General features: G+C 40.9%; 21 protein-coding genes and 1 tRNA gene. 12 read left to right on the forward strand and 10 right to left on the reverse strand.

Annotated elements, in window-relative coordinates; genetic code table 11:
- The first annotated feature begins 73 nt into the window (after positions 1 to 73).
- Positions 74 to 970: a TIGR01777 family oxidoreductase gene (locus PSPO_RS08400; protein WP_010559881.1), complete on the forward strand. Its 897-nt coding sequence runs from the start codon at positions 74 to 76 to the stop codon at positions 968 to 970.
- Between the two features lie 11 nt (positions 971 to 981).
- On the opposite strand, the gene PSPO_RS08405 is transcribed toward PSPO_RS08400, so the two are convergent.
- Complete coding sequence (locus tag PSPO_RS08405; RefSeq protein WP_010559880.1) at positions 982 to 3,477, reverse strand: ABC transporter permease; 2,496 nt, start codon at positions 3,475 to 3,477, stop codon at positions 982 to 984.
- Positions 3,467 to 4,180, reverse strand: a complete 714-nt coding sequence (locus PSPO_RS08410) for an ABC transporter ATP-binding protein (RefSeq protein WP_010559879.1) — start codon at positions 4,178 to 4,180, stop codon at positions 3,467 to 3,469. Before PSPO_RS08410 ends, PSPO_RS08405 begins: the two co-directional genes overlap by 11 nt.
- 10 nt (positions 4,181 to 4,190) lie before the next feature.
- Here PSPO_RS08410 and PSPO_RS08415 point away from each other — a divergent pair, with 10 nt between their 5' ends.
- The 4 genes from PSPO_RS08415 to PSPO_RS08430 all read left to right on the forward strand — a co-directional run bounded on the left by PSPO_RS08415 (position 4,191) and on the right by PSPO_RS08430 (position 6,817).
- The gene (locus tag PSPO_RS08415) at positions 4,191 to 4,841 is read left to right on the forward strand and encodes an arylesterase (RefSeq protein WP_010559878.1); all 651 of its coding nucleotides are present in this window, start codon (positions 4,191 to 4,193) and stop codon (positions 4,839 to 4,841) included.
- A gap of 366 nt (positions 4,842 to 5,207) precedes the next feature.
- Positions 5,208 to 5,284, forward strand: a tRNA-Pro gene (locus PSPO_RS08420).
- A gap of 212 nt (positions 5,285 to 5,496) precedes the next feature.
- Positions 5,497 to 6,417, forward strand: a complete 921-nt coding sequence (locus PSPO_RS08425; protein WP_010559877.1) for a zinc dependent phospholipase C family protein — start codon at positions 5,497 to 5,499, stop codon at positions 6,415 to 6,417.
- A gap of 1 nt (position 6,418) precedes the next feature.
- Positions 6,419 to 6,817: a hypothetical protein gene (locus PSPO_RS08430; protein WP_010559876.1), complete on the forward strand. Its 399-nt coding sequence runs from the start codon at positions 6,419 to 6,421 to the stop codon at positions 6,815 to 6,817.
- Between the two features lie 52 nt (positions 6,818 to 6,869).
- On the opposite strand, the gene topA is transcribed toward PSPO_RS08430, so the two are convergent.
- A complete protein-coding gene (topA, locus tag PSPO_RS08435) occupies positions 6,870 to 9,524 on the reverse strand; it encodes a type I DNA topoisomerase (RefSeq protein ID WP_010559875.1) in 2,655 nt (884 codons plus the stop codon).
- Positions 9,525 to 9,777: 253 nt separating this feature from the next.
- Positions 9,778 to 13,134: a hypothetical protein gene (locus PSPO_RS08440; protein ID WP_021033088.1), complete on the reverse strand. Its 3,357-nt coding sequence runs from the start codon at positions 13,132 to 13,134 to the stop codon at positions 9,778 to 9,780.
- Positions 13,135 to 13,301: 167 nt separating this feature from the next.
- On the opposite strand from PSPO_RS08440, the gene PSPO_RS08445 reads away from it, so the two are divergent.
- Positions 13,302 to 14,633 carry a dicarboxylate/amino acid:cation symporter gene (locus tag PSPO_RS08445; RefSeq protein WP_420848512.1) on the forward strand — a complete coding sequence of 444 codons (1,332 nt, stop codon included), beginning with the start codon at positions 13,302 to 13,304 and terminating at the stop codon, positions 14,631 to 14,633.
- Between the two features lie 63 nt (positions 14,634 to 14,696).
- On the opposite strand, the gene sohB is transcribed toward PSPO_RS08445, so the two are convergent.
- Together sohB and PSPO_RS08455 are read right to left on the reverse strand one after the other, a co-directional pair.
- Positions 14,697 to 15,707, reverse strand: coding sequence for a protease SohB (gene sohB / locus PSPO_RS08450; RefSeq protein WP_010559872.1), 1,011 nt, complete (start codon positions 15,705 to 15,707; stop codon positions 14,697 to 14,699).
- Between the two features lie 96 nt (positions 15,708 to 15,803).
- On the reverse strand, positions 15,804 to 18,251 hold the full coding sequence (locus tag PSPO_RS08455) for a VolA/Pla-1 family phospholipase (RefSeq protein ID WP_010559871.1): 2,448 nt from the start codon (positions 18,249 to 18,251) through the stop codon (positions 15,804 to 15,806).
- 206 nt (positions 18,252 to 18,457) lie between these two features.
- Here PSPO_RS08455 and PSPO_RS08460 point away from each other — a divergent pair, with 206 nt between their 5' ends.
- Positions 18,458 to 19,204, forward strand: a complete 747-nt coding sequence (locus PSPO_RS08460; RefSeq protein WP_010559870.1) for a YciK family oxidoreductase — start codon at positions 18,458 to 18,460, stop codon at positions 19,202 to 19,204.
- A 52-nt stretch (positions 19,205 to 19,256) separates the two neighbouring features.
- Here PSPO_RS08460 and PSPO_RS08465 read toward each other — a convergent pair whose 3' ends face one another.
- The gene (locus PSPO_RS08465) at positions 19,257 to 20,327 is read right to left on the reverse strand and encodes an AI-2E family transporter (protein ID WP_010559869.1); all 1,071 of its coding nucleotides are present in this window, start codon (positions 20,325 to 20,327) and stop codon (positions 19,257 to 19,259) included.
- 383 nt (positions 20,328 to 20,710) lie between these two features.
- On the opposite strand from PSPO_RS08465, the gene PSPO_RS08475 reads away from it, so the two are divergent.
- From PSPO_RS08475 to PSPO_RS08495, 5 genes are read left to right on the forward strand one after another with little or no spacing between them, the layout of a single operon-like run.
- Positions 20,711 to 21,379, forward strand: a complete 669-nt coding sequence (locus PSPO_RS08475; RefSeq protein WP_010559867.1) for a hypothetical protein — start codon at positions 20,711 to 20,713, stop codon at positions 21,377 to 21,379.
- 1 nt (position 21,380) lies between these two features.
- On the forward strand, positions 21,381 to 22,829 hold the full coding sequence (bepA, locus tag PSPO_RS08480; RefSeq protein ID WP_010559866.1) for a beta-barrel assembly-enhancing protease: 1,449 nt from the start codon (positions 21,381 to 21,383) through the stop codon (positions 22,827 to 22,829).
- A gap of 51 nt (positions 22,830 to 22,880) precedes the next feature.
- Positions 22,881 to 23,228, forward strand: coding sequence for an arsenate reductase (glutaredoxin) (gene arsC / locus PSPO_RS08485; protein ID WP_010559865.1), 348 nt, complete (start codon positions 22,881 to 22,883; stop codon positions 23,226 to 23,228).
- Positions 23,228 to 23,776: an NAD(P)H-dependent oxidoreductase gene (locus PSPO_RS08490; RefSeq protein ID WP_010559864.1), complete on the forward strand. Its 549-nt coding sequence runs from the start codon at positions 23,228 to 23,230 to the stop codon at positions 23,774 to 23,776. The genes arsC and PSPO_RS08490 overlap by 1 nt, the downstream gene beginning before the upstream one ends.
- Entirely contained in the window at positions 23,773 to 24,207 is a 435-nt protein-coding gene (locus PSPO_RS08495) for a DUF2069 domain-containing protein (RefSeq protein WP_010559863.1), read from the forward strand. Before PSPO_RS08490 ends, PSPO_RS08495 begins: the two co-directional genes overlap by 4 nt.
- A gap of 45 nt (positions 24,208 to 24,252) precedes the next feature.
- Here PSPO_RS08495 and PSPO_RS08500 read toward each other — a convergent pair whose 3' ends face one another.
- From PSPO_RS08500 to PSPO_RS08510, 3 genes are all read right to left on the reverse strand, one after another.
- Positions 24,253 to 24,702: a flavodoxin domain-containing protein gene (locus PSPO_RS08500; protein ID WP_010559862.1), complete on the reverse strand. Its 450-nt coding sequence runs from the start codon at positions 24,700 to 24,702 to the stop codon at positions 24,253 to 24,255.
- Positions 24,703 to 24,839: 137 nt separating this feature from the next.
- Positions 24,840 to 25,592 (reverse strand): tRNA pseudouridine(65) synthase TruC, encoded by a 753-nt coding sequence (truC, locus tag PSPO_RS08505; RefSeq protein WP_010559861.1) that lies wholly within the window; start codon positions 25,590 to 25,592, stop codon positions 24,840 to 24,842.
- The gene (locus tag PSPO_RS08510) at positions 25,592 to 25,882 is read right to left on the reverse strand and encodes a YqcC family protein (RefSeq protein WP_010559860.1); all 291 of its coding nucleotides are present in this window, start codon (positions 25,880 to 25,882) and stop codon (positions 25,592 to 25,594) included. The genes truC and PSPO_RS08510 overlap by 1 nt, the downstream gene beginning before the upstream one ends.
- Between the last annotated feature and the right edge of the window lie 17 nt (positions 25,883 to 25,899).

A 25,899-nucleotide genomic window follows, 5' to 3' on the forward strand; every position in this document is an offset into this window, starting at 1 on the left:
TATTATCACTTTGTTCTAATTAGCGCTATGCTACATTATAAGCGTGGCAAATAGGAAGCTATTTGATTTATCTATGAATATTTTAATCACTGGGGCCACAGGCCTAATTGGCTCACACTTGTGTAAGCACTTAGCAAACCATCATAAGTTAATGGTGCTTACCCGCAAAAAAGAAAAAGCGTTTACCATTTTGGGACACCATGTAAATGCGTTTGAAACCCTAGAGGATATTGACTTTAACCAGCTTGATATTGTGATTAATCTTGCCGGCGAACCGATAGCCGATAAACGCTGGAGCAAAGCGCAAAAACAAAAAATTGAATCTAGCCGCTGGCACATTACTGAACAAATCACCGACAAAATTAACGCAGCAGATAACCCACCACATACTTTTATCTCGGGCAGTGCGATAGGCTATTACGGCAGGCAAACCGAGTCGGTTGATGAACAGCATAACCAACCTTTTAATGAATACAGTCACTACCTTTGTAAACAGTGGGAAACGCTTGCCAAAAAAGCGCAATCGGATAAAACTCGCGTATGTATTTTGCGCACCGGTGTGGTGCTGGCAAAACACGGTGGCGCACTGAAAAAAATGGTACCACCATTTCAGTTTTGCCTAGGCGGCCCTATTGCAGATGGTACACAGCAAATGTCGTGGATCCACATTAACGACATGGTAAACATTATTCTGTTTTTAATCGAAAACAAATCGCTAAACGGTGTGTTTAACGCAACGGCGCCTAATCCGGTTTCGAATAATCAATTCTCCGAAAGTTTGAGTGAAACGTTAGAAAAGCCTAACTTTTTTAGAATGCCTGAATTTGTATTGCGATTAATGTTTGGTGAGATGGCTGATTTACTAGTATTTGGTCAAGCGGTTAAGCCAAAAGCGCTGCAAGACGCAGATTTTAAATTTCATTTTCCACATTTAAAACCTGCCCTTGAAAATATATTAGGTGGGCGATAACGCCCACTTTTTTATAGCGCCCTAACAAGGCCTTGGGTGTTTTTTCGCAGCGTTTTTGCCACTAAACTATAGCCAAGCACAGCTACAAATAAGGCACCAACTACAGGCCCGTAAAGCCACATTGTTGGGTGCAAATTACCAATTTGCTCAAACATACGGTACTGCACAACGAGTAATGCAATATCGCTAAACAGTGCTGCAGAAATGCCCGCAAATAAACCCAGCAATACAAATTCGTAAAGCACCGCATTTTTAATAAGCTTGGCTTTAGCACCAAGGGTTCGCAATATCACCACTTCTTGCATGCGGTCGTGCAAACTTGCCTGCACTTGCGACACCAATACTAACGCACCGCAAATCACCACAATAATCAGTACAAAACTAATGGCCGTTGCAACTTGGTCGATAGTTGAGCGCACCTGCTTTATCATTGAATCTACATCAATAATGCTCACACTAGGGTGATTGCGCACCAGTTGCTGCAACGCACGTTTAGATTCGGTCGGTGTGCTAATGGCAGAAATATACGTTGCCGGAAATTGTGACAGCACTTTAGGACTTAAAATAATAAAGAAGTTGGGCTGCATGGTAGACCAGTTCACCTCACGCAGGCTGGTAATTTTGGCACTAAAACGCTGTGAGCCAATTAAAAACTCAAGCTCATCGCCAATTTTCACACCTAACCGCTCAGCCATAGATTGCTCCATGGAAAGCTCGTTGGCATCTGGGTTTAACCACTCACCTTCAACAATTTCATTGTGTTTCGGCAAGGTATCACGCCATGTTAAGTTAAGCTCACGACCAACACCCGAACGCGCTTCTTCATCGCGTTTTTCGTTTTCTTGTGCCGATACAGAACGCGCTACTTGCTCACCGTTAATACTATTTACGCGACCGCGCACCACAGCATAAAAATCGGTTTGCTGAATGTTGTTTTCGGCTAAAAAATCGGCGATATCACTGCGTTCATATTCGCTAATATTTACCAAAAAGCCATTTGGCGCGTTTTCAGGTAGTTGCGATTGCCAATCGGCAATTAAATCGTTCTTCATTACTACTAAAAATAAAATGAGCTTGATTGCAAGTGCAAAGCTAATTACTTGCACCGCATTAGCGTTTGCGCGTTTTTGTAGTGACGCAATTGCCAAAGACCAGCTATTACTTGGCTTTAATCCCAGTTTACGTGACGAGGTAAACAGTAATCGGCTTAAACCAAATAACATACCCGCTAAAAGCGCACATGACACAAACATAATACCCGCAATCACGACACTGCGACTAAATAAACACATCAAGCCAAACACGGTAAGTGTTGCAAGTAACAGGTGCAGTTTTGATACTTTAAGGGAATCCCCTAAATTACGGCGCAGCACCCGCATTGGTGGAATATCAAATAAGTCCATTAACGGTTTAAGCGAGAACATAACGGCACAGATCAAACCGGTAAAGGTAGCTAGTCCAAGCGGCCAAAGTGATGCTGGCGGCAGGGCTTTACCCATTTTTTCACTCAGCACATCGATTGCGATAACTTGTAAAATAAAACCTAGCAACAAACCAATAATGACCGAAAAAACAGTCACTAACAGTAAATGTACAATGTAGATATTACGAATAGTCGTGCGCGAACCGCCCAGTGTTTTCATCATTGCAACGGGGTCGTACTGACGCTCACAGTAGCGCCTTGCAGACACGGCAATTGCTACCGCCGCAAGCATAATGCCGAGCAAGCCTGCCAGTAATAAAAATCTCTCAGCGCGGTTTACAGAATCAGATACTGGACCTTGACGATCTTTTACGCCATACCAACGCTGGTTTTCAAGTAATTGCGGTTTGAGCCAAGCGTAATAATCATTAAGTTGCTGCTCGGTGCCGGCATATAAATAACGATAAGAAACGCGGCTACCTGGTTGGATCACTTGTGTTTTTTCAACATCGGCGATATTCATAAGTACCCGACGCGAACTTGAAAAAATCGCAAATGGTGCATCAGGCTCTTCAGCAAGAATTTTTTCTGCAATGAAATTGGCTTCACCAATTTCAACCACGTCCCCTACTTCAATATTTAAGCTGTAAAAAACCGTATCGGACAACCATATATTGCCAGGCGCTGGGTGCGCCTCGGTAACATACTCGGGCCCTTCAAAACTGTCTTTAAGTTTTAATTGGCCTTTTAGTGGGTAGCCTTCGTCGGTTGCCTTAATGTACGCTATTTGCATTTCATCATTGGCAAACAGCATGCTATCAAAACCATACCAAGTGGCCGTTTGCAGGCCGTCATCAATCGCTTTTGTGAGGAATTCTTGTGGCAGCTTGTGGTTACTTTGCAAGCCACGGTCTGCGGCTATAAACTCGCTACTTTTTTGATTGATAGAAAGACCGATGCGATCAGTGATTGAAGACAATGTCATTACCGTCATGACAGCGAGCGCAATCGCCAATAAAATAATATTGAGTTCGCCTCGTTTTAATTCTTGGCGAAATAATTTAAACGCTAATTTAGCCCACATCAGCCTGTACTCCGATACGGTCATCGATTAATTGGCCTGCATCAATATGAAGGGTGCGTTGGCACTTTTCAGCAAGGTGTTCGTCGTGCGTAACCAATACTAAGGTTGTGCCGGCGACTTTATTTAAATCAAATAAAAGTTCTTCAATGATGCGGCCATTTTTGCTATCAAGATTAGCCGATGGTTCATCTGCGAATAGCACCTTAGGTTCGCCAATATATGCGCGCGCAATCGCAACGCGTTGCTGCTCTCCACCCGATAGTTGTGAAGGAAAATGATGTAAACGGTGTGAAAGCCCAACTTTTTCAAGCAGTTCTTTGGCTTTTTCTTCAGCGTTTGTTTCACCTGCAAGCTCCGCAGGTAGCATTACGTTTTCAAGCGCCGTTAGGCTTTGCACCAACATAAACGATTGGAAAATAAAACCGACACTCTTAGCACGTACCGCTGCACGCTGCTCTTCATCTAAACTATGTAATGGCTCGCCATCTAAAAATATTTCACCTTGGGTGACGCTATCAAGGCCCGCAAGTAGCGCAAGCAAGGTAGATTTACCTGAGCCCGATGCTCCGACAATCGCAATTGACTCGCCTGGCTTGACATTAAAACTGATGCCAGAGAGGATAGTTAGGTCGCCATCAAGTGTTGCGACAGTTTTTTCAAGGTCTTTGACCTGAATCACATTCATTTGCGAAAGCTTATTCATAGGACTCTCAATGTTGTTACGTAGTTTATTCGTTATCTTACTTGTTATTAGTTACACGGCAATCGCCAACACCGATCACACTGATGGTAAAAGCGACAAAAATCAAGTAACTAAATTACTTATCTTAGGTGACAGCTTAAGCGCAGGCTATGGTCTAAAACAAGAACAAGCGTGGCCTCAGTTGTTACAAAATGCGTACAACCAAGAAAAATCCCCTATCACATTGATAAATGCAAGTATTAGCGGTGAAACCAGTGGTGGTGTATTGCAACGTCTTCCCGCTTTATTAGATGAACATTCGCCAAACTGGGTATTAGTAGAAATAGGCGGTAACGACGGTTTACGCGGCTACCCGGTGAAATTACTCAAGAATAACTTACGCCAAATTATTGATAAAAGCTTAGCTGCGAACGCAAACGTCATTTTAATGGAAGTAGCTATTACTCCTAATCTCGGTAAGCGCTACGCAACACTGTTTCAAAACGCCTATAAGCAGGTCGCAAGTGAAAAATCTGTACCAACCATTCCATTTTTTATTGAATCGGTGGTGACCAAGCCTGAGCTTATGCTACCCGATGGCATTCACCCTAATGCAAAAGCACAACCTTTATTAGTAGAGATAATGAAACAACATTTTGCAGATTTAATTTTAAATAATTAACGATTAGTAATAATTGGCTTATATTTGCAATAACGTTAACTGACAAAATACAACAATCGAATTTAACTAAGCTGTTGAGTAAAAGAATATTGATTTAAATGAGTTATCAGGCTTGTTTTTAAATACTCTTGTTTGTTGATTGATTAAATTAATGAGTCTTGATAGTGAGCCGCGATAAAATATCTCTCTTTGTTTAGACGAAGAACACATGTATTCGATGTATAAGGTAAAACAATAACAATCGTACGTGACCAGTTATATTCAAAATATAACAGCTAACACTTTCATTAAATCGTATATTTATCACGCAGTTAAACCTAGACTAGTTGCTTTTACATAAATCCGAGAATACACTAGCAACTATGTCGGCATATAGCGCAGCTTGGTAGCGCACTGTCATGGGGTGTCAGGGGTCGCAGGTTCAAATCCTGCTATGCCGACCATTCTTTTCTCACCCTAATCAGATACTTCGAACTTTTAAATAAGTAAGTAAGAATTATAAAATTAAGCAAATTTAAATTTAATCAAACAGCTTTAACTCTAATCCCCACAAAACTACATAAACCGTTTGTTTAAAATCAACAATCCTTGACTATTTAGCCCACTGCTTTAAGTTATTTATGCTATCGAGGTTGATTATTTAAAGGACTAAACCATGCCGGGTGCATTTGCACACATTACAGCGGTTAATTTCGCTACCGAAAATAAATCGCTACACCAATTAGACATACCCAAAAAAGCCAAATTAATTTTAAGTAAAAACAAAAAATATCTGGAATTAGGCTGTGTTTCACCAGATTACCCTTATTTGGTGGTGGGTTTAGATAAAGAGCTACAAAATAAATGGGCTGATCTTATGCATTACGAGCGCACAGGAGACGTCATTAAAGCCGCTATTGCCTATTGCAAAACTCTGGAAGGAAGCGCGCAAGAAAAATCATTTGCTTGGCTGTGTGGCTATATGGCTCACGTTGCCGCAGACATTACTATTCACCCTGTCGTTGAATTAAAGGTGGGGCCGTACGAGCAAAACCAAAAAGCACATAGAGTTTGTGAAATGAATCAAGATGCCTTTATTTGGCAACGGCTTAATCTTGGCGAAATTGGTTATGCTGATCGGGTCGAGCTCAATATTGGCTCATGCACTAATGCAAATAACGAATTGGATGACGATATAAAGCAAATTTGGCGTTTTTGTTTAGAGCAAATTCACCCTGAATATACAAAAAATGTAGAACCTGATTTTGATGCATGGCAGTCAGGCTTTCAGCTTGTAGTTAATAATGCTGAAGAGAGCCACCGGCTTTTTCCTTGGGCACGACATGTAGGTGTTGACCATGGTCTAACCTATCCAATGTTTGAAGAAGTCGATTTAGATTTCATTTCCCAACTTGAAACGCCTCACGGCAAAATGCATTACAACGATGTGTTTGATTTAGCTATTGAAAATATCAAATACTATATTAGTATTGTCGCCAACAGTGTATTTGAAGATATGCCTTGCGACGCTATTTGTAATTGGAATTTAGATACCGGTAAAGACGAAACTAATAAGTTAACTGCATGGGAGCACTAGTATGAAACACCTTATTGTAATTATGGGTATGCTCTTTTGCATAGCATGTGCCAACAAGCCAAATGAGTATGAGCCTGAAAAAATGGCGGACCTAGCGTCACAATTAAAAGACATTGCAGCAGCACTAGACGGCACATTGAAGTTTAGCGACACACATTACACTGAAGGACAGCAGTTGCTACAAGACGCAATTGATAATGATGCCAATCGGTTAGCGCCGTTTAACCAATTCCAGCTTCACGTTATTATTGATGAAACCAACGCAGCCTTGCTGCTTTGTGATAACAACACCTTACTAATTGAAGATGCTGGCTGTACGGCGCAATCAGATGTGCAACACTGGCGCCAGCCTAACAATGAATGCAAAGCAACGTTAGCGCTAAGCCAAGTATGCAACTAAAGATACTAGATAAAAAACGCAGCCAATTGGCTGCGTTTTTTTATTTTGATAATTAGTTTTTGGCTTTCGCTTTAGATTTTGGTTTTGCTTTCGCCTTTGATTCTTCTACCCACTTGCCATCAACGAATTGTGCCGTCCAACCAGTTGCTTTACCCTCAACTTCAGACATTACATATTGTGATTTAGCTTTGCGGCTATAGCGGATAATCGCGTCATTACCATCTGGATCTTTCTCTGGCGCGTCTGCTAAGTAATAAAACTTAGGTGAAATACGATCGCGAAAACGTTTTAACTCAGACACTTTAGGCGCTCGCGTTTCACGTGATTTCGGGAACGTTGACGCAGCCATAAAGATACCTGATGCGCCGTCACGTAGCACAAAGTATGCTTCCGACTTTTCACACGGTAACTCAGGTAGGTGTACCGGATCTTCTTTCGGAGGCGCAGCTTCACCATTTTTAAGCAGTTTACGGGTATTTTTACATTCCTCGTTAGTACAACCAAAGTATTTGCCAAAACGACCCGACTTTAATTGCATTTCAGACTGACACTTGTCGCATTCGATAACAGGGCCGTCGTACCCTTTAATTTTAAAGCTACCGCTTTCAATTAAATAGCCATCACAGTCTGGGTTATTACCACACACATGCAATTTTCGCGTTTCGTCAATGAGGTAAGAATCCATCGCTGTTTCGCATTTAGGACAGCGTTTCATCTGACGAAGCACTTCTGTTTCTTCGTCTTCCACATCTGCGGCCACCGCTTCTTCACCCGGTACCAAATTCATCGTTTGCGTACAACGTTCTTTAGGTGGCAATGCGTAACCTGTACACCCTAAGAACACACCTGTTGAGGCGGTGCGAATGCCCATATTGCGACTACATGTAGGACACGACAAATCGATTTCAACCACTTGGTTGGTACGCATGCCACCTTCATTTTCATCTGAACTGGCTTTATCTAAATTTGCTGAGAACTCTTGGTAGAACTTATCAAGAACCTGTGTCCACTCACGCTCGCCTTCTGCGATATCATCTAAACGCTCTTCCATTTTCGCGGTGAAATCAAAATTCATTAAATCGCTAAAGCTTTCAACCAAGCGCTCATTAACAATTTCACCCATTTTTTCTGCAAAAAAGCGACGATTTTCTACACGCACATAACCACGATCTTGAATCGTAGAAATAATTGATGCATACGTAGATGGACGACCAATACCACGTTTTTCAAGCTCACGTACCAAGCTCGCTTCACTAAAGCGTGCAGGAGGCTTGGTAAAGTGTTGTTTAGGATCCAGTTCAACAAGTTTTAATACATCACCCGTTTTAACCTCAGGCAATGCTTGTTCTTCTTGATTTTTCTTTTTAACTGACGGCTGAACACGTGTCCAACCATCAAACTTCAGTACTCGACCCTTAGCTTTTAATTCATAGCCATTAGCGGCAAGGGTAATTGTTGTTAAGTCATACTCTGCTGGTGTCATTTGGCATGCCACAAACTGACGCCAAATCAGCTCGTACAGTTTCTTCGCGTCAGCCTCGACACCGTCTAAATGGCCCGACAAAATAGCAACATTAGATGGACGAATTGCTTCGTGCGCCTCTTGCGCACCATCTTTTGACGAATAACGAATTGGCGATGCAGGTAAATATTTATCACCAAACTCATTTTCGATATAGCCTCTACAAGCCTCTACAGCGTCATTTGATAAATTTGTAGAGTCAGTACGCATGTACGTAATAAAACCAGCCTCATAGAGCCTCTGAGCGAGCATCATGGTCTTTTTAACACCATAACCTAAGCGCGTACTCGCTGCCTGCTGCATTGTTGAAGTAATAAATGGCGCTGATGGTTTGCTTTTGCTTGGTTTTTGTTCGGTTGCTGCAACCTTATATTCCGCAGCTTTTAATTTGGCAACGGCTTCATCTGCATCTGATTTATTCTTAGGTTCAAACGCCTTGCCTAAATATTTTGCTACCGCAAAACGAATTTGATCTTCATGAGATTTCAGCTCTGCGTGAATATCCCAAAATTCTTCCGGAATGAATGCTTTAATTTCACGTTCACGTTCAACTAATAAACGCACTGCTACCGATTGTACTCGACCTGCTGACAAACCGCGTGCTACTTTCGCCCAAAGTAACGGCGACACCATAAAGCCAACAACACGATCGAGAAAACGACGCGCTTGCTGCGCGTTAACCATGTCGGTATTTAATTGGCCTGGCTCAGCAAAGGCATTCTGAATCGCGTTTTTAGTGATTTCATTAAATACAACGCGTTTATACTTTGACTCATCGCCACCAATGACCTGCTCAAGGTGCCAAGCAATTGCTTCCCCTTCTCTATCCAAATCGGTTGCGAGATAAACGTAGTCAGCGTCTTTTGCGAGTTTTTGTAATTCAGCAACAACTTTTTCTTTACCAGGAAGCACTTCATAATGTGGTTGCCACCCTTTATTAGGGTCAATACCCATACGCGCAACTAAATTCGCATAATCTTTTTCTTTGCGATATTTAGCTTTTTCTTCTGGTGACATTTTGCGTACTTCAGCTGGCGATTTAGTAGCGGCTTTGTTCGCTTTCCCAGATGTTGGCAGATCACGAATGTGGCCAACACTGGATTTTACGACGAAATCCTTGCCCAAATATTTATTAATTGTTTTCGCCTTGGCTGGTGACTCAACAATAACTAACGACTTACCCATATTTGCCTATTTTTATTTACGCAATGCGATTTAATTTGTTAACCCATTTAGGGCGCTATTATTAAAGGTATATCGACAAAGTGCCAGCCTGACAAGCATATTTTTAAAAAACTCGCTATTTTTATATGTGTTAGCGTTAAAAATACACGGCTTGATTAAAATTTGAGTAGATTGAACTGGTAGATTTCTGAAGGGAAAATAGATTTAGTGTATAAAAAAAGCGCCGTTAAGGCGCTTTTTTTTATCTCAAGGATTACCCTTCATCTATAACTAACAAAGAAATTTTCTTTATCGTTGACTTTGGTGTTATAAATTCGAAATAAAATTCGCCTGTTACTTTCTTGTTAGGTTCTCCTTCACGACCAATAATATGGCTTGAATAAGCTGCCCATGTCGTATTTGAGCTGGGAATATCATAGCCACCATCATCCGTCTCACCATTGCTAGCGGTATATGTTACTTTAGTACCCGCTGGTAGTGGATTGTTAAATATGTCGCTATAGTAAAAATTAAAAGGCACATATGACAAACCAACGTCAATTGGTGTATCAACATCACCGACACATATACCGTTTTCAACTACCGCATTAGGCTGGTCACACGCTGCTGGCGTGTTCACATCGTCATCATCATTAATATGAATAAAATAACGAGAGATATCAACTGAGTGTACATCACAGAAATCTTGGGTTTCTGATTCTTCGAGTGCTAGTAAAACTCTAGCATTAGTTGTTCTGTCCATAAACTCCCATGAACCGTTAGCTGGTGGTTCAAGAACTAAATTATCACAATTTCCTGGGATTAAACCTTCAGTACCCAAAACCGGATGAACAAATTTGGCAGATTTACTAATCGTGTAACGACCGAATGCTTCGCTACCCGACATTACAATTTCAATATTTCGACGCAAATCTACTAAACTTTTCGAACAATCTCCATTAGCTTCAGCTTGTTCAGAACACACTAAACCATTAAATTTGCCATCGGCAAGTGAGTACTCACCATCTCCATTGAGATCAACAAACTCTTCGAATTCACCGCCATTAGTGTTTCCTGGTATACAATTAGTGCCAGTGCTACAGTCTACATCACCGTTAAAGACCCCATTTTCATTACTATCTAAGAAAGCTTCTGGAAGGTCAAAAGGTGCATAAAATTCACCACTATCAAACATCCCATTTGCATTCCGGTCAATGTAACTTTCTTCACCTGATGTAGTCGCTAAAATTGTAGCCCGCCCACCAAGTGGTACGCCATTTGAGTTATCGTTTGCATTTAGAAGACCAAACCTACAAGGAGCAGGAAGACCAAACCAAGGGTTACAATTAACTTCATTTGTTACAGGGTTTACACCACTGATAGAGTTTCCCCATTTACTTTCTGTAAATGGTTTTGGATCTTGACTTCTCCATTGAACAGTACAAACACCATCTATCGTTTCACAACGCAATAAGTCACTAAATTGCTCACCATCTATGAGGCCAATAGCACCACCTTCTGCACGCAAATAAACAGGAGTTCCATCAGGAACGAAATTACCAAAGTGGTCAGCCATGAAAATAGTTACATTGGCTGTTACGTTGTCATACTGTAAACCTTCAACATTATAATTGTCAGATGCAACAGTAAAACTATCATTGTCTGGTAAACCTGATGTAATTGTTAATAAATCTGACACACTAGTAATTTGTGAGTCTAACTGAACAAGATTAAGTTGCCCTTCAGGACAGTCTTCCGCTTTTGGTGTTGTTTTACACTGATCAAAAAACTCTTTCCAGCACGTAACGTCGTTAAATGGATAGTCTGACGGTATTTGCTCATCTGGTATGTAACACGCGTGAACGCGCACCGCCATAGGTATTTTGCCAGATGTTACAGTAACTTCTGAAATACCTTGGCTATTTGTATTAATTGAATGCCGATTTAGCGAAACGCCACCGTTGTTAGAACTCAATTTAAAATCAATACGGCTATTAGCAACAGGTTGTTTTAACTCATCGATCAACTTAAATTGAATGTTACTTGATTCAGTCCTATTTTTTCCGCCAGTACCCTTCAAAGCAATTACTGTCTCAGAGGAATCTATGAATTCGATTGACGCCACTTCAGAAGCTGAAAGTGGTAACAGTGTAGAAATAGATTTACCATTTATAAATGCTGTCACTGTATCTGTTGGATTGCCCTCACAACCAAGAGAGCGATATGTGGCAGACGCAATACCACCAATGCTTGTGGCTTTGGTATCAAGTTCGGCACTGCCGGCCTGTTTACACGCTGAGCTAAATTCAACATCCAAAGGAATTAAAAGTAGCTGACCATCAGCATCTCTCAATTCAACCGTAATAACTGTTGTCGCACCCGATGCTAAGGTTTGATACTCTCCCGACCCATCGTTTTTAAGGTGTAACCCATTATTTATGCTTAAAGAAAACTCAGCTACGCCGACACTAAACGCTTTACTCGTTGATACATTACGGACAGTTGCTGTTAATTCACCAGTATCATTTTTGGTACCTGGCTCAAGAGTTAATAAAGCAATACCATTAGCGTCTGTTACGGCTTTTCCAGACTCTGGTGATAGTTTACCTACTGTAGTGCTAACAGTTGCCAATACATCTGCAAAACCATCGCCTGTTTTAGCATTTACAGCGGAAACAAACACAGTACCAATCTGATCTGAAGAAATATCTCTATTTACGACTGTACAACCTGTGATTGGATCTGTTGGGTCTAAACGGTTGTTATCACGATCAGCATCCCACCCGTCATTACAACCCACCAGTATTTTAACATCTACTATTGTTTCTGCAGTTTCGACCGATGCATCATCACCAGACGAGAAAAAGCCTGTGCTCTTGGTTATAGTTGTACCATCGATTTGTGCTATTACTTTACCCGCACCTTTAAAGTTACCAGAACCAAGTGCGACAGTTGCAATACCATTATCATCTAAAAGTTGAGTTCCAGTATCTGATAAGACTGTTCCCGTATGCTCTGTACTAAAAATCACAAGACCATCCGTGATTGGTAAACCATCACTTTTAACAACCGCACGAACAATTCCCTGATTATCTTTGCTTAAAGGATTTGCTTCTGTGAACTTATTACCATTTTTATCCAAAACGGTCAGTTCTAATGTTACAGCACCACTCACACCGCCATCTGATTCGTCACCAGCACTCGTAAAAGTTAGCGAAACTTGTAACGGGTCGGTATCTGTCGGGGCAAAAGTCGCCGTCACTTTACCAGAACCAACTACTGAGCCTGCACGCAATGTAATTTCGGCGACACCCTCGGAATTTGTTTGTGCGGTACCTATTTCAGGATCCAATTTACCGACAGTATCACCATTAAAGTCTGAAAGAATAAATGAAACCAGTTGATTTGCATACGCTTTACCGTTTTTAGTTAAAGTAGCTTTTAACAAACCAGGTTGAGCAGCAGATACTTGAGAAATACCATTCCCACCATCTGTTGAGTGAAGAGTAACTTTAAGTTCGTAGCTATTCGCTGAACCACCACCATCTGGTGACTCTAAGCTACCACCACCGCCACATGCTGTTAGCATAAAACTGCACAGCAGAGCGAAGAGTAATCGGATCGAAGGCATGACTTCTCCCTTGCATTAAAATTATAATTAGAGTTATTCAGTCTATATTAAACTAATAATCCAACAAAAATCATAGCATTTTTAAAAAAACTTACCGTATTTCCTTTAAATTTTTATGTTCACTGGTAGGCTATGCAGAAAATCACAATAAATATACATACTAAATTATGACATCCACTATTTCACAACCTAAAGGTTTGGGGTTAACAGGCAAGATCCTCATCGGTATGGTTTTAGGTATTATCACCGGCTTTTTGTTCAAAGCGCTAATGGGCGAATCAGGTGATTTCACTCTAACTGCGGGTGAGTTTACGTTTTCGTTTAAAGGCTTTTTTGTTGACGGTATTTTTCATATTGGCGGTCAAATATTCGTTAATAGTTTAAAGATGTTAGTCGTACCTTTAGTATTTATCTCGCTTGTGTGTGGCACGTGTAGCTTAAGCGACCCTAAAAAATTAGGTCGCTTAGGTGGCAAATCAATTGGCTTGTACCTTCTTACAACTGCCATTGCGATTACCATTGCAATGACTCTAGCACTTGTAATAAACCCCGGTGAAGGCATTAATATGCCAAGTTCATCTACGTTTGATGCGAAGCAAGCGCCGACACTTGTTGATGTTATTATAAACATGTTCCCAACCAACCCGATTAACGCAATGTCTAGCGGAAATATGCTACAAGTTATTGTGTTTGCACTGTTATTTGGTATTGCAATGGCACTTAGCGGTGACGCGGGCAAACGTTTGACGGCAGTGTTTGAAGATCTAAATACAATTATTTTAAAACTAGTCACTATTTTAATGAATATTGCACCTTACGGTGTGTTCTTTTTAATGGCGAAGCTATTTAGCTATATTGAAGGCGACTTAATCGTTAAGCTTATCTTTTACTTCGGTACTGTTTTACTTGCGCTATTTATTCATGCACTAATTGTATACCCAATGCTATTTAAAACATTTACAGGGTTAAACCCACAAATATTCCTAAATAAAGTAAAAGAGTTGTCTATTTTTGCGTTTAGTACTTCAAACTCAAGCGCAACCATGCCAGTAACACTAGAAACAGCCACTAAAAAACTAGGTGCCGATAACAAAGTTGCTTCTTTCACGGTACCATTAGGTGCAACCATTAACATGGACGGCACCGCAATTATGCAAGGTGTTGCCACTGTATTCATCGCACAGGTATTTACTGTTGATTTAGGCTTTACCGATTACTTAATGGTTATCCTAACTGCAACACTTGCCTCTGTTGGCACAGCGGGCGTTCCAGGTGTTGGATTGATTATGCTTGCGATGGTTCTTAATCAAGTGGGCTTACCTGTTGAAGGTATAGCCATTATTATAGGTGTAGATCGCCTGTTAGATATGACTCGCACCGCTGTTAACGTAACAGGAGATTGTATGGTTACGTGTGTTGTTGCTAAGTCTGAAGGCGAATTTGATGATGCGGTATTTAACGATACCAATGCCGGTAAAGAATTTGAAAATATACGCTAACGCTGAGTGTTTATTAAAAAGCCGCTAATTTTAGCGGCTTTTTTTGTCGCAAGAGGTTAATTATTAATGATAAAGCTCTTTGCTTTTTGATAATAATTTGGCAATCACATTATCAATAATTCCTGTCACGCCTAACCCGAGTTTATCTGATAAGCCTTTTTTGGTTTTATAGGTTATCTCAAGCAACTCGAATTGCTCATTTAACGCTAGCAATAAATCGTCACTTGTCTGGATCTCATCAACTAATCCTAACTTGTGTGCATCTGTACCAAACCAAGTTTCACCTGTCGCCACTTTTTCTACATTTAGGTGTGGCCTAGCAGATTGGACATGTTCGCGAAACAATTCATGAATTTGCTCTAGCTCTTGCTTAAACTTTTCACGGCCAATGTCATTATTTTCACCGAACATTGTTAACGTGCGTTTAAACTCACCGGCAGTGATTTGCTCGAACTCTACGTGATTTTTCTTTAGCAATTTGTTGAAATTTGGTAACTGCGCAATAACACCTATGCTGCCAACCATAGCAAACGGGGCACAAACAAATTTATCTGATACGCAGGCCATCATATAACCACCACTTGCTGCAATTTTGTCTACACTAACAATAAGTTCAAGCTTTGCCTGTTTAAGGCGTGCTAATTGCGATGCTGCCAGCCCATAACCATGCACTACGCCACCACCGCTTTCAAGCTTAAGGACCACTTTATCGCTTGGCTTTGCGACCTGAATAATCGCCGTCACTTCATTTCGCAGTGACTCGACTTCCTTCGCATCAACGCCGCCCTTAAAAGACAGTACAAATACTTTATTTAGGTTTTCGTTAGCAATGTCTTTAGATGCTTTTTTTTCGCTCTTCTCAAAATCTTTAAAGGCATTTTTATCAAGCGTTACGCTTAATAGCGCTTTCTTTTGTTGGTCTAACTTTTCGCTTAAGCTTTCAATCGCTAATTCACCTTTACTTGCTTTAGGTTTACTTGAGGCCCCCACAATCAACACAACAATAATGGCAAACGCAACTACAAATGTGACTGTTTTTGCGAGAAATAATCCATATTCGTATAAAAATTCCAAACTTAAACTCCGTAATTAATTTTTTGCGTACTCTAATTAAAATCGAGGCAAAAAAAAAGCCGCACTAACGAGTGCGGCTTGATATTGTGTTTAATATTATTCAGTTACAACAGCTGTATTTGTAACTTGTAGCATTAAGCCTCTGCTCGCTAAGAACGACGCAATCTGGCTTTGCATTTCAGCATTAGCAGCTGCAGCATCCGAAGGTGCTACGCCGTATGCTGGTGCAGGTGTTAAAACCGAACCATGGTGGCCTTTGGTAAATTTAACTAAATAGCTCGCCGGTACTTCAGATACCTGTGAAGTTGCGACAGGTGTCAGCCCCATAAATAAACCCGATGGAACAGTACCCGATACTGGACTTACAGTTGAGTAAGGTGGGATTACAGTATCAGCCGGGTTACCCATCCCGTCACCAACTACTACATTCTGGTAGATAGCTGTGCCTTGAGAAGCCACCTTACTAGCTAACGAGTTAGAATCAGCCGCATCGACAGCTGTTTGAATAGCAAATGCAAATTGACTAATCGTGCCTGAAATATTGGCTAACTTTTCAGTCTCCTCAGCCTGAGCAAGCATAGTTGTATATGCAACAAATGCGCAACCCGCATATTCGCTTTGCGACCCAGCAAACTCTGCGCATACTTGCATACCTTCTTCAGATTGCATAAACGCAATAAACTCAGCTGACTCAGCAGTTCCTGCTGAAGCTAATACTGAACCTTTTATTACGTTACCAAAAGCGTTTGATTCAAGTAAAAAGCCAGCTAAACCACCGCCACCACTTGCAAGTGCCGCTGTGTTTACCTTGAATAGCGGGTCAATAAGAGCTGCTGTTTCTGGGCCTACTAAAGGAGCAACTGACTCATTTGCAGCAGCTAAGAAACCTGGCGCAACCACAGCACCAAGAGAGTGACCAACAAAGCTTACGTCTGTCGGGTTTATGCCTTGTAGGTTTGTCGCCGCTAATGATAAGCGTAAACCGAGTAAGTCAGCCATTGATTGACGTAAATTATCACGCGCCACTAAACTTGATGATAAATTCATGTAATGAAGCACGTTGCCATCATCGCCAGATGCAATGAAATCGAAATTACCATCACCGTCAACGTCAATTCCGCGTTCACCATGAATCGGATGGTCGATGGCAACTGTAACGAACCCTTGTAATGTAAGTGCTGCTGTTATAGCTAACATGCTCTCTTTTGTACTTGTGATACCGTGTTGCAGCATTACAACTGGCCACCCTGTTGCTGGCATTGCAATCGCCGGCATACCAAGTTGCGCCCTTACCGCATTTAAAATAGTTAGGTCATCAGCAGGCGTAGTAACTTGGACTGGCACATTCGCATAGCTATGTGGCATTGGTAGCGGGTTGTATTTAGTGAGGTGACGCTGTTCATCTAGCCCCAAATCACGCAGTAAACCACCGGTTGCATTAAAGCACAGTGCATCTTTCTCATTTATTGGCTCCGCTGGAACAGAACCGCCCTGAGCAACATAACCTGCAATCGTCGCCGCGCCGTCACATAGACCTTTCCAGTAAGTGCTATTTAAAGCACTATCGTCTTGTCCTTCAGGTGTTTTAAGGTAGTGAGGTAATACTACAGAACCACGCTCGTACTTGATTTGATCAAAAACGGGCGAAGGCGGCTGTGCGCCTTGAGAGCGAAATAATACATCACCTACAGTCATACCAGTAGATGGGCCCATCATAAGTTGTGGCATATTTTGTTGTGTAGCTGCACTCATCGCATACACATTTTTAACCATACTCATAACTGAACCAGCTGATTGAATGCTCATTGCGCCAGTATAAATAATATCGTCTTTGGTTAACGAGCCCGATTGCACTACCACGTTCTCGTAACTGTTAATAACCGCTTGAAGCGCTTTTTGCTCGTCAGTTACCAATGGTAATGAATTAATGTCGAGTTTAACTAAACCGTAAGTTTCTGAAGGCTCAAATGACTCGCCTCGAGTATCGCGCAAAGAGTTAGTAACTACATTAATGTAAGCTGACCCCTGATTTAACGGCTTAAGTGGAACAATTGCAATGTTATTGCCGTTTGCTTGCGCAATAAAGTCAACACCAAACGTCAACTCTTTTAAATATTTACAGGCAAGACCAGCTTGGATCTGTGCACATTCAGCGTCAGTAATACTTGCACCCATTACAACTTCAAACAAACGCACTGAATCTGCATTTACGGTACTAGCGTCTAGAATCAAAGTTGCAGGTACATCTAATGCAATTTGATATGGTGACTGTGTTGACCAACCATCAAGAGCGCCTAACGCCGTTTGAGGGTCAGCATAATTAACTTCTTCAGCGACTTCGCCTGGCATGTTGAGCGTACCATCAGTAGTACCTAAAAACAGTAAATCATTTGGTACTGATATCACACCGTTTGAGGGATCAAATGCGACGGAAGCTGTGACCTTAGGCACAACTATTTCTGACTCATTTTTAACATCTTCTAAGCTTTCACCACAGCCGTATAACGCTGTAGCAATCGCCATTGTGAGTAGCACTTTTTTCATTTTATTGCTCCAAACCCGATCTTTTTTATTGTGTGTATTTGATATTAAACATCAAAAATTAATTTGTCGGTGGTTATTATTAAGACATTAGACCAGTTAAAGTTAACTTAAACAAAGCAATTTCTCCACCTAAATTTAAATAAATCACAAAACTATTTTACTTGACTATGGTATGATGGCGAAAAATTTTGAACACCTAAACTAATATGCATGATTATCAAGCAAGTAATGACGCGCTTAACAACAAAGTCATTCTCGTAACAGGTGCCGGTGATGGCATCGGTAAAGTTGCCGCAATTGAATTTGCAAAACACGGCGCAACGGTAATTTTATTAGGTAAAACAGTTGCAAAACTTGAAGCCGTATACGATGAGATTATCGCATTAGGTGCGCCCCAACCTGCAATTGTACCGCTCGACATGAAAGGCGCAACGAAACAACACTATCGTGACTTAGCAGCCACAATTGAAAATGAATTTGGCCGCCTTGACGGACTATTAAATAACGCTTCTATTATTGGTTCATTAGGCCCACTGGAGCATTTCTGCGTATCAACATTCGAAAACATTATGAAAGTGAACGTTACCGCACAAGCTGTGTTAACTAAGTCGCTTTTTCCACTGTTAAGAAAGTCTGATAACGCATCAATAATATTTACATCAAGTGGCGTTGGCCGCGAAGGAAGAGAATTCTGGGGTGCTTACGCAATTTCGAAGTTTGCCACAGAAGGCATGATGCAAACGTGGTCTAAGGAAGTTAGCAAAACGAATATTCGTATCAACTGCATCAACCCAGGTGCAACACGCACAGCAATGCGTGCAATTGCGTTCCCTGGTGAAGATAAAGACAAGTTAAAAACACCAGCCGATTTAATGCCAACATACCTGTACTTAATGTCGGATGATTCAATTGGTGTAAATGGCCAATCGATTGACGCGCAACCTAAAGTATAAGTTGCAAAACACATAAAAAAATAGCGCAGTAATCTGCGCTATTTTTTTGCCTTTAAGCTTTGACTGTCTCGTGTTGATTCGACATTGACCACGCATTTAGTAACGCTCTCACGAGCGACGCTAACGGTATTGCAAAGAAAACGCCCCAAAAACCCCACAAGCCGCCAAAAAACAATACCGCAACAATGATATAAACTGGGTGTAAGTCTACCGCTTCTGAAAACAGCAGTGGCACCAATAAGTTTCCATCTAACGCCTGAATAACACCATAAGCAATGATCACATACCAAAACTCACTGCCCACACCAAATTGAAATAACGCCACAAGCGCTACAGGGATTGTTACCAGCGCCGCACCTACAAACGGAATAAGCACCGAGAAACCAACTAACGTGCCAAGTAACGCCGCATAGCGTAAGTCTAATATTGTAAAAGTAATAAACGTGGTTGAACCAACAATTAAAATTTCAAAAATTTTGCCACGTATATAGTTCATAATTTGCTGGTTCATTTCCTGCCAAACCTGACTTATTAGTTTTCTCTCTTTTGGAATAAACTTTTCAAAACCCGCGAGTAGCAAATGTTTATCTTTCAGCATAAAAAACACTAAAAGAGGCACAAGAATCAAATAAACTAACCAAGCCACCACATCTTTTAATGAATTAAGTGACGTAGATAGCACCGTTTGACCAATCGTCACTGCATGCCCTTCCACAGACGACAATATCGATTTAACTTGCTCAGGGTTAACCAATTCAGGATAATTACTCGGAAGCGTCATTAAATACCCTTTTCCCTGCTCTAACATGGAAGGCAAATCTTGCACAAAATTTGATAATTGGTGCCATAACACCGGTATAATACCAACCACAATAGATACAACTACACCACTGAATATCAACATCACCAAAGTGCTAGAAATAACGCGAGACACGCCCGTATGCATTAGTTTTTGTACCGGCCAATCTAATAGATATGCGATAACTAAAGCCACCATAACCGGAATAATATACGTACCAAAAAAATAAAATGCCGCAGCTAAACCCAGCGTCAGCATTAATAATGTAATTGAATTTGGATCTGAAAACTTGCGCGAGTACCATTGTTTAAAAATATGTAACACTAATTCGCTTCCTCAATGGGGTTAGTTACAGTTAATACATTAGATTGCCATGTATAGGTTCGCTGTTGGTTGTCAAGATAGCGAAATACATCGTTAAGCTGTGCATCTTGAGCAAACTTAAACACCACATAATTGGCCGTATTGTTTTGTTTTAATAGATATTTAAATTGAACAAATAATTGAGGACATTTCAGCCCTGTTAAATCTTTCATACAGAATAAAAAACATGTCTTTTACGCAATTAACGTTATCACAAAACGCACCATGAAACAGCTTGATAAAGCAGTTACCGCTCAGTAATTTACAAAGCGCAAGCATGTTTTTGATGATTATGCTAAATTCACAGTATACAAGCCGAATTTGATCATATTAGCTTTCTGTTTATGACAAAACAAAATAAAAAAAACGAACTACCGAAAAACCCCACGTTAAAAGACATTAACTGGTTTAAAAAACAGTTAAATTGGGGTGAACTACCGCCTTTTTATCATTTGGTGGCAGCTTCTGTAGGTGAAGCTGAAGGTGTATTTAGTCATGGCTTTGATAACGCGATTAAGCGTATTACCGATAAACGCAACTGGAACTTAGCACTCCTTGGTGGCGAAGAACTCGAAAACGGTGAAATTAAATGCGATAACCCACCAAGACTTGCCCTTTACCAAGTATTTACGGAACGTGGTTTTGAACTTTTTGCCTTTCCTTATGCCAAAGACAAAGAAATCGACCAATACGTAAAAGAAAATAAATTGATGGAATTTAAAGTATGGGATCCCCATGCAATGCGCAATGTGCTGCGAATTAATCAGCTCCATAAGTACATCCAGTTTTATTTTCAACGCGGTGATGAAGCAGACAAAGCGTTAATTTTGCATTCACATAAAATAGTGCATAAAACCATTGAATTTTTAAAGAGCGAACTAAACGTTATAAAAGTATCGGGTGTGTCGATTAAAGAATACTACCAAAAAGCAGAACGCACAGCCGACGCTTGTGAGGATGAACTTGCACTCGCTCATTTAATGGCAAATGAAATGCTACAAAAAAAGGAATAACATGCCAAAACCCAGCCTTTTAAAAAAGCTAACGTGCTTTTGTTTCGCACTATCGCTTCCTGTTGTGGCTCAAAGTAATTTTAAGTTACCCGATCTCGGCACCTCTGCAGTACAAGTATTATCTATCGAAAAAGAACGCGCCATTGGCGATATTATGATGATGCAAGTGCGTGGCACCTCACGTGTAATGCAAGACCCCGCACTTGATGAATACCTTACCAATATTGGCAATCGTCTTGTTGCTCATGCTGATGACATTCGCTTCCCGTTTGAGTTTTTCTGGATTAATAGCACAGATATAAATGCGTTTGCCTTTTACGGCGGTCATGTTGGCGTGCATACGGGCCTAATTATGAACGCCGATAACGAAAGCCAGCTGGCGTCAGTACTTGGACACGAAATCGCTCACGTAACACAACGTCACTTAGCAAGGCGTTTACAACAAGCCAAAGACAATCAAGGACTCACCATCGCAGGGATGATAGCCGGCATTTTAACAACCATGATTGCCCCCGACGCAGGTATGGCTATTTTGGCTGCAAGCCAAACACAAGCGCAACTAAGTCAGTTAACGCACAGCCGAGGTGCAGAACAAGAAGCTGACCGCATTGGCATGCAAACACTAAATAGCGCCGGATTTGATCCCAGAGAATCAAGCGAATTTTTAGCAAAACTTGCCGATCAAATGCGTCATATGCCCAAACCACCGGCATTCTTACTGACTCACCCATTACCCGATTCTCGTGTTTCAGATGTGCGTATGCGCGCACTGCAATACCCTGAACGCTTTATCGATTCGTCGTTAGATTTCTCGTTAGCAAAAGCACGCGTAATTGCACGCTACGGGCAAGAAAGCGCGAAAGCAGAACAAGAATTTCGTAAACATTTACGCATTAATCGTTTTGCACTTACCACAGCAGCAGAGTATGGCCTTGCCTTAACACTGATAGACCAAGAGAAATATGATGAGGCAAACGACCTGCTCACTGATTTAGAGAAAAAAGTACCGGGCAGCTTATTTATTCTTGATTCAAAAACCGATTTATTGCTCGGTCAGAAAAAATACGACGAAGCACTCGCCATGCTAAAAAAAGAGTACCAACGCCAACCTAATAATCAGGTGGTCACGCTCAATTATGCCAATGCGGCTATAACAGCAGGCAAACTCGATTTGGCACACCAATTACTTAAGTACTTTTTGCTCGAAAAACCAGGACATGTATTAGGTAAAGAACTGCTAGCACAAACATATAAAGAGCAAGATGACAAAGCGTCTTACCATGAATTAAGAGCCAGCATTTACACTGATTATGGCGCCTATGCTCAAGCTTCAAACGAAGTACAAAAAGCATTGAATCATGTGGATACGGAAGATGACATTAAGCAGCAACGCTTAAAAGCGCGATTAAAAGAATATCGCCTAATGCAAAAAGAGCTCGCGAAACTTTAATTTCATCTGTAAGCACATTACAATCACGCAAAAAATAGATTTGAGAATCCTATGACTGTTAAAATTTTTCACAATCCTCGCTGTTCAAAATCACGTGAAACCCTTGCATTGCTTGAAGAAAATGCCGTTTCTCCTGAGATTGTTGAATATTTAAAAGACGTTCCAAGCGCGCAGGATATTAAACAACTTTTATCCCTATTAAATTTTGATTCTGCGCGTCAATTAATGCGCACTAAAGAAACAATTTACAAAGAGCTTAATCTAAAAGATGAAACAAGCGAAGACGCATTAATTGATGCAATGGTTGCTAACCCTAAATTAATTGAGCGCCCAATCGTTATCAATAATGGCAAAGCAGCAATTGGCCGTCCACCTGAAAGCGTGCTTGCAATTATCTAATGTCTTATTTATTAGTGCTGTATCATTCTCGTACCGATTCAGTAAAAAATATGGCGTACGAGATCAGCGACGCAGCACAACACGCCGGCATCGACGTAAAAATTCGCTGTTTCAGCGATGATTCTGACGACCTAGTTGTGACCATTGACGATTTAAAAAATTGTGCGGGCCTTGCCTTTGGTAGTCCAACACGGTTTGGCATGATGGCCTCACCAGCAAAACAGTTTTGGGAAACTACTAGTGATTTATGGTTAGCCGGTCAATTGATTGATAAGCCCGCTGCTGTATTTACGTCATCAAGCAGTCAACATGGCGGTAATGAATCAACATTACTGTCAATGGCATTGCCTCTGTTGCATCACGGCATGCTGTTATGCGGCGTACCCTACGATGTACCAGCGTTATCAGCCACACAAACTGGTGGCACCCCGTACGGTGCAAGCCATGTATCTGGGCTTACAAATTCAAGTAATTTAAGTCAGGACGAAATCGCCATTTGCCAAAGTGTTGGCAATCGACTCGCTAAACTAATTAAGCAATTACAATGAGTAAAATAGAGAAACAAGCAATTACAAAGCGCTATCAAAAAATTGCGCTATTCGGTTACATTGGGTTATTAATTTTAATGCCAACCTGGTTACTCTGGTTATCACCACGTGAAGGTTACAGCACAGGGTTCGTTATTGGCCTTTACATTGTGCCTTTATTACTACCACTAAAAGGTATTATTCAAGATAAACCTTACACGTATGCTTGGGCTAACTTTATTGTCATTATCTATTTTTTGCATGGCTTTACCTCCTTATGGGTGACGCAAAATGAGATGATTTTTGTTTTGCTTGAGCTGCTTTTTGCCAGTTGTATGTTTATTGGTTGTACATACTACGCTCGCTATCGTGGCCAAGAGTTAGGGCTTAAAATTAGAAAGCTAAAAGAAGAGCTTGCTGAAGAAAAAGCAGCCTTTGAAGATAAAGAATAAAAAAAGCGGCAAATATGCCGCTTTTTTTCAATCTCTCACTAACAATTACTTATCTAATGTTTCAAGCAGTGAGTTAAACCAAGGTGCCGCCACCGGCAAAGGATCAAAGTGTTCGCTCGCATCGACCTTTAACAGATCTATCACTTCATTTCCTTGCAACTCAATGAGTAACTCTCTAAATTTTCTGCCAGCACCACAGTAAGTTTCGCCATAACTACTGTCTCCCATTGCAATCACAGCAAATGGCTTATTAGAAATTAACGGAAACTCCGATTTAAGGGCCAAATACAAAGATTCAAGCTCAAAAGGAATATCCCCCTGCCCAGTTGTTGATGTAACTACCAAAATCACATCACTTGAAACAAAGTCAGCGATACTGCCTGGGTTATAGAGTTCAAATCCATGACCTTTTGACTGTGCAATTGACTCTAGTTGTTCGGCAAGGGCTTCTGCCCCCCCGTAAACGGTACCAATAAAACACCTAATATTTGCCATTTTCTCTCCTAGTGTTAGTGCCCTAATCCAACTTCATTAATGTGTAATGCCCCACATCTTTAACCTCGCAGATGAGGTAGTTAACTTACTCCCAAATTAATAACGCTGGCACCAAAATCAGTTTAGGCAATCAGGTGTTATTTTAGCAACCGATAATCTTTTTCTTCACCTGGCCAGCCTAAGCGCTTAAATAGTTCAAGCTCCGGCTCGCCTATCGAGGCCTCAATATGAATTGTCTGCTTACTAAAGGGATGCTCAAAAGTGAGTTCTTTAGCAAATAGCATCAAGCGATTTAAACCAAACTCTTGCTGGAAAAAATGATTCTGCTTGTTATCACCATAATTTGCATCATTCAAAATAGGATGATTAATATGGTTTAAATGGCGCCTAATTTGGTGCTTACGGCCAGTTTTTGGTAAACACTCTACCAGTGAATAACGCACCGTTGGAAACTTACCAAGTGGTTTATTGATCACAGCTTGGTGTAAACACTTAAAGTCAGTTTGTGCTTCTTGCGCTGGTTTTTCTTTATCGGCAAACTTATCGGCAATCTTATCGTGTTTATATTTGAGTGCATGATCCACATGTAACGACTCTGGCGCAAACCCACGTGTTAGGGCTAAGTACCGCTTGCTGATCTTATGCTCTGAAAAGAGTGAACTTGCGGTACGCGCTACATCACTACTTAAACCAAATAACAACACACCAGAAGTAGGCCTGTCTAACCGATGAAGCGGAAACACATGTTGATCAATTTGGTCGCGTAGCATCTGCATCGCAAAATGAGTTTCACGTTTATCTAAAAAAGAGCGATGCACTAATAAACCCGACGGTTTATCAATCGCAATAAAGTGTTCATCACGATATAAAATCGGTAATTCACCAAACATTAATTAAGCGCCTTATCTAATTTTTTAATCACATCAATCACTTTTGGATAATCGCCTAACATTTGCTCTGCCATCGGCGTGATATTGGCACCTTTTGGCAACGGTTGATTTGCGGCAACGAGTTGCTTCATTTTGATAATAAATACAAATTGTAACCATTGTTCAAACCGCATTGTGTCATAACAAAATGGCGCAGTAGATGCGAATGCTGCAGTATTTGGTGGTGTGTTTGACCACAGTTGATGTACTTTTAACGTGTCACTTAATTCGTCGAGCAGTTGAATGATCATATCGGTGTTATATTACT

Source organism: Pseudoalteromonas spongiae UST010723-006, from assembly GCF_000238255.3.
GTDB lineage: Bacteria > Pseudomonadota > Gammaproteobacteria > Enterobacterales > Alteromonadaceae > Pseudoalteromonas > Pseudoalteromonas spongiae.